Raw genomic sequence first — 1,238 nt, 5'->3', positions numbered from 1 at the left:
GTAAAAATACCACAAGCCCGAATTTGATCAGGTGCAATCAGCGCTTTTTCATAATACTGTTTAAACTGATATTTGCAGAAGCTGATATAGCTACACAGGCATAAACCGAGGAGTAGCAATACAGCCAGCATACCGAAAGGGCGGTCAACATATTTCTTCATCAAAAGGATGAAAACAAAACAGATCAATAGACCACAAATAAATAAGATAGGACTTACGCATTGACGGATTCAAAAAAGTATTAAAATACTTTATAAAGTATCTGTGATCAGACGAATTAAAAATGCTTCTACAGCAACTTGTACTCTACCCATTTATATGGGCTTTCTCATGACAGAACCGAACTCTATTAGCTGCACACAACTTGCCGAGACTTATAACATCTCGCATGATAGTGTAAATCGCTTTCTAGAGCGTGAAGACTACACACCTCACGACCTATATCAAGAAGCAATTCAACATATTGATAATAATAAACTTATAGTCAGTATTGATGATACTGTTTTAGATAAACCATATAGTCAGCATATGGACTTAGTTAGCTATTTTTGGTCAGGCAAACACCACCGATCCGTCAAGGGTATTAATCTCATTACCTTGTATGCGACAGATCAAAATGGTCAAAATATTCCAATTAATTTCCGAATTTATGACAAATCTGAAGGTAAAACCAAGAATGATTACTTTATGGATATGTTAAGTGAAGTACTCAGTTGGGGTGCAAAGATTCAATTTATTACAGGTGATAGTTGGTATTCATCGACTGGAAATCTAAAAACCATAAGAAAACATGGTATTCGATTTATGTTTGGTATCGACTGTAACCGTAAGGTTTCCCCAGAAAAAGGACAATGGTTTCAACTGCGTTTATTGCCAAATTTCCATCAGGGTCAAGTGGTCTGGCTCAAAGATTTTGGCTTTGTACAATTATTTAAGACTCAGTTAAAAGAACAGCAGAGGTTTTATATTGTGCATCAAGATGAAGATGATTTATTGTCCTTTGAGGGTTTTCATGAATTACATTCAAGTCATTGGAAAATAGAACAATATCACCGAGTGATTAAACAGGTTTGTCATATTGAAAAGTTTCAAGTAAGACGATCTAAACTGATTTCGAATCATATTTTTTCAGCCTTGATGGCCTATGTTGAGATACAAAAGAACCAGTTTGAGCGGATCTTTGAAAATGTATATCGTTGGCAGAAGAAGTTATTTAGACCAATGATCAAAAACATCAT

Annotated in this window: 1 protein-coding gene; it reads left to right on the top strand. The window is 35.1% G+C overall.

The window, feature by feature from the left end:
• Positions 1–264: 264 nt before the first annotated feature.
• The coding region (locus ABWW28_RS27565) for an IS701 family transposase (RefSeq protein WP_353393009.1) at positions 265–1,238 on the top strand (974 nt) is incomplete at its 3' end.

The sequence above is a fragment of the Brucella sp. NBRC 14130 genome (assembly GCF_040371715.1).
In the GTDB taxonomy this organism is placed as follows: domain Bacteria; phylum Pseudomonadota; class Alphaproteobacteria; order Rhizobiales; family Rhizobiaceae; genus Brucella; species Brucella intermedia.
The sequence above is the reverse complement of the archived record's forward strand: the minus strand, read 5'-3'. Positions and strand labels throughout refer to the sequence as shown.